The sequence below is a fragment of the Pantoea sp. CTOTU49201 genome, from assembly GCF_032054795.1.
GTDB classification, from domain to species: domain Bacteria; phylum Pseudomonadota; class Gammaproteobacteria; order Enterobacterales; family Enterobacteriaceae; genus Pantoea; species Pantoea symbiotica.
This window is the reverse complement of sequence record NZ_DAMBSA010000457.1, coordinates 1-3,491: the sequence shown is the minus strand read 5'-3', so window position 1 is coordinate 3,491 and position 3,491 is coordinate 1. Positions and strand designations below refer to the sequence as shown.

Below are 3,491 nucleotides of genomic sequence, written 5' to 3'. Positions count from 1 at the left end.
CAGACAGCGGATTACCGGCGCTGCGCAGCGTATATGGCGACGGCAGCGCGCGAGCCAACGCCCTGCTGCTCGGATATGCCAGCCACGCGCTGGATTACGATGATTTTCATGCGGATTTTCGCGGGCATCCCAGCGTGGTGATTCTGCCCGCGCTGTTTGCCTGGCAGCAGCTACAGCCATCGGAGCTGGATCAGTTCCTTGATGCCTACGCGATTGGCGTGGAAGTCGCTGGACGTTTAGGTCTCGCCGTCAGCCAGCAGCATTACGCCTTAGGCAATCACAACACCGCGACGCTCGGCACGGTTGCCGCCGCCGCCGCGCTGGCGCGGTTGCTGGCATTAGATGTCTCTGCCACCGCAACGCTGCTCGGCATCGCCACCACGCAGGCCAGCGGTTTACGCGCGCAGTTTGGTTCGGCAGTCAAGCCGCTGCACGCCGGGTTTGCGGCTGAACGCGCGGTGACCGCCGCACAACTGACGCTGGCGGGTTTTGATGGCAAGCAGGATGGCGTAATTGAGGCATTCATCTCTGCTACCAGCAACGGCCAGGCGCAGCCGGAAAAGCTGATTGATAACTGGGCGCAGCCGTGGCGTATCGTTACGCCTGGACTGGAGTTCAAACCCTTCCCCACCTGCGCCGGTACGCACAGCGCCGCCGAAGCCACGCGCATCTTGCGCAATGAATGGCTGGCGAGCGGTAAATCACTGGAAACATTGCTGCAAAGCATTAGCGAGATTAGCGTGGCGTTTCCGCCGGGCGGCGATATCGCCGCATCGGTGCGCGTACCGACCAACGGCATTGAAGCGCGTTTCAGTCTGGAATACGTGATTGCCGCGATGCTGATTTACGGCGATTTGCGCTTGCAGGATTTTGCCGAAGGCGAGTTGAATCAGGAAGTGATGCCGCTGGCGGCCAAAGTACTTCGTATGCCAGATGAAAATGCGCCACCGGATGCAATTAATCCGGCGCTGCGTTTTCATCTGGTGACGATTACGCTACGCGATGGCTCGCAGTTGCAGCATCACCGCACACGTCAGCAATCGCTGGCCGATGCGGTGGATGTGGCAGGCAAGCTGCGTGCGGCACTGCAGCAGGAATCTCCGCAACGCCAGCAACAACTGCTGAACAACAGCGAGCTGGCTAACAGCGCGCATCTGGCGCAATTAACTCAGTTGCTGGGTTAGAGCGTTTCGACCGGCTCCAGCGCATCCTGAATGGCATCGGCCAGATTTGCGATCTCATTGGCAACCGCCTGCAAATCCCACGATGCCTTTGATCCGCTGGCAGAGGTTGAGGCGCTAACTGACTCTTTTGCCACCGCTAATGCCGCCGCAACCGCAACGGTGCGCTTGTGTTGCTCAACCGTGACGCCAATCGCTGGCTGTGTGAAATAGTCGTTGACCATCGTATCTCTCCCTTAAGTGTTAAAAAATAAATGAATCCTGGAGAGGTATTATGGGGGAATTACAGCAGAGTGCACTCTAAATAGTGAGCCGCCAGCGGCGGCTCGACCCATTTTCAGATTTTAGGTTGCTGATCTTCAGGGAATTCAGTATCGCGGGGTAAATCATCATCTTCGTCAGGTAATGTTTCATCATCACCTGGCAGTGGAATTACATCATCATCTGGACGTTCTGACATAGGTACCTCCGTAAACCCGAAGTGGGTTAATTAAAGTGTAGTGACGAAATAAATTAATAATCGCCCTTCTTTTCATTATGTGAGTTAAGCGTAAGAAATAGTGAAGCAATTAATTATTTAACTTCTCATGCCGCTTCACTTATATAAGCAAAATCAACGCTTGGCTTATATTCTTTTCATCTCAGCGATTTGCGTTAAGCTAAAGCGTGGTTATAATTTTAATTAGATTCAATAGCTACTTTCCTCGGTCGCCATTAATGGCGACCCTACGAGATTCGTGCTATTTCCGTAAGGCGCGCATTCATGCGCGCCCCATAAACAAAGCAGTTAACTTCTTTTATTTATTTCACTTTCCTGAATTTTATTCCGGGGGAACACCATGCCGCCATTTTCCAGCTTTTGGCAAGCCGGTTATGAGGGAGCGGATCATATCAATCCCTTCGGCGAACGGCTTTCAATGAATGCGCTGACCGATCATTTATCGCAATACCATAACGATTACGCCGCGCTGCAGCAGTTTGGCATTACCTCCGCCCGCGAAAGTATTGGCTGGCGACTGGCGGAAATGGAACCGCAAACCACGCTCGAAAGTTTAAAAAAACGCATGAATTCAGCACGCTCATTTGGCGTACAAATTAACTGGACCTTTTGCCATTACGGTTGGCCGGACGACTTAACCTTATTTTCCAGCGAATTTGTGCCGCGCTTCGCCGCATTTTGTCAGCACATAGCGTTATTTCTCGCGGAATATTATGAAGACGCACCGATTTATTCGCCGATGAATGAAATCTCATTTATGGCATGGGGAATTTCTGTCGGCCTGTTTGGCAATAATGTACACAGCGATCCCGATGAAATTAAGCGTCAATTAATTCGCGCCACGTTGGCAGGTTGCGCTGCCATTCGCCGCGTTGATCCGCGTGCGCGTTTCCTGCACTGCGACCCGATTATTCACGTGGTGCCAGATGAAGATAGCGATGCGTGTCGGCAGCGCACCCGCGATATCAACGCTTCGCAATATCAGGCCTGGGACATGATCGCCGGTTTGCGCGAACCGGAACTCGGCGGCAAGCCGCACTATCTCGATGTGGTTGGCGCCAATTATTACCACGGCAATCAGTGGCTCACCGGATCCGGCTGTCGGCTGGAGTGGCATCTGGGCGATGCGCGCCGCGTGCCGCTGCATCCGCTGCTGGCGCAATTAACTCAGCGTTATCAACGGCCCATTTTGCTGGCAGAAACCAGCCACGTCGGCAGCGGACGCGCCGCCTGGCTTGCACAAGTGGCCGCCGATGTCGCGCAAGCCCAGCTCAACGGCTGTGATATTCGCGGCATCTGCCTCTACCCGATTATCGATCGCCCGCTTTGGGAAGATCTCGAAGACTGGCCACGCAGCGGATTGTGGGATGTCGATCCTCACAAAAAGCGTCTGCTGAACCCGGTTTATGCCGCGTCATTACAGCAATCACAACGAGTATTAGCCCGTTTTCAGAGACTTATCATCCCAAATAGCAGGCCAAAGGAAAGCGTCATGAATCAATCCGTATTAGTGGTATTCAGTCATTTACGTTGGGGATTTGTCTTTCAACGTCCACAGCATCTGTTGTCGCGACTCGCCCAGTTCCACCGCATTGTGTTTATCGAAGAGCCGATTTATCAGCCCGGTGAAGCCGCGTTACGCCAATATCAGCCCGCACCCAATGTGACGGTGATCGAGCCGCATACCGATGTGGCCGCGCCTGGCTTTCACGATAGCCAAATCGCCGTACTGCAACCGCTGCTGGCCGAACTGCTTGATGACGATGAAACGCCGCTGGTGTGGTTTTACACGCCGATGGCGCTGCCGTTGC

3 protein-coding genes and 1 pseudogene are annotated in these 3,491 nt (G+C 54.0%); 2 read left to right on the top strand and 2 right to left on the bottom strand.

Going from position 1 to position 3,491, the window contains the following annotated elements; all coding sequences use genetic code 11:
* A partial coding sequence (locus RTY00_RS22055; RefSeq protein ID WP_312666242.1) for an MmgE/PrpD family protein occupies positions 1-1,184 on the top strand: 1,184 nt, incomplete at its 5' end.
* Here the strand turns inward: RTY00_RS22055 and RTY00_RS22050 are convergent.
* The gene (locus tag RTY00_RS22050) at positions 1,181-1,405 is read right to left on the bottom strand and encodes a hypothetical protein (protein WP_008103158.1); all 225 of its coding nucleotides are present in this window, start codon (positions 1,403-1,405) and stop codon (positions 1,181-1,183) included. The two genes, RTY00_RS22055 and RTY00_RS22050, sit on opposite strands and share 4 nt — an antisense overlap.
* 113 nt (positions 1,406-1,518) lie before the next feature.
* Entirely contained in the window at positions 1,519-1,641 is a 123-nt protein-coding gene (locus tag RTY00_RS22045; RefSeq protein ID WP_255421536.1) for a hypothetical protein, read from the bottom strand.
* A 379-nt stretch (positions 1,642-2,020) separates the two neighbouring features.
* Between RTY00_RS22045 and RTY00_RS22040 the strand changes: the two are divergent.
* A pseudogene (locus RTY00_RS22040) lies at positions 2,021-3,491 on the top strand (amine oxidase); the annotation flags it as partial.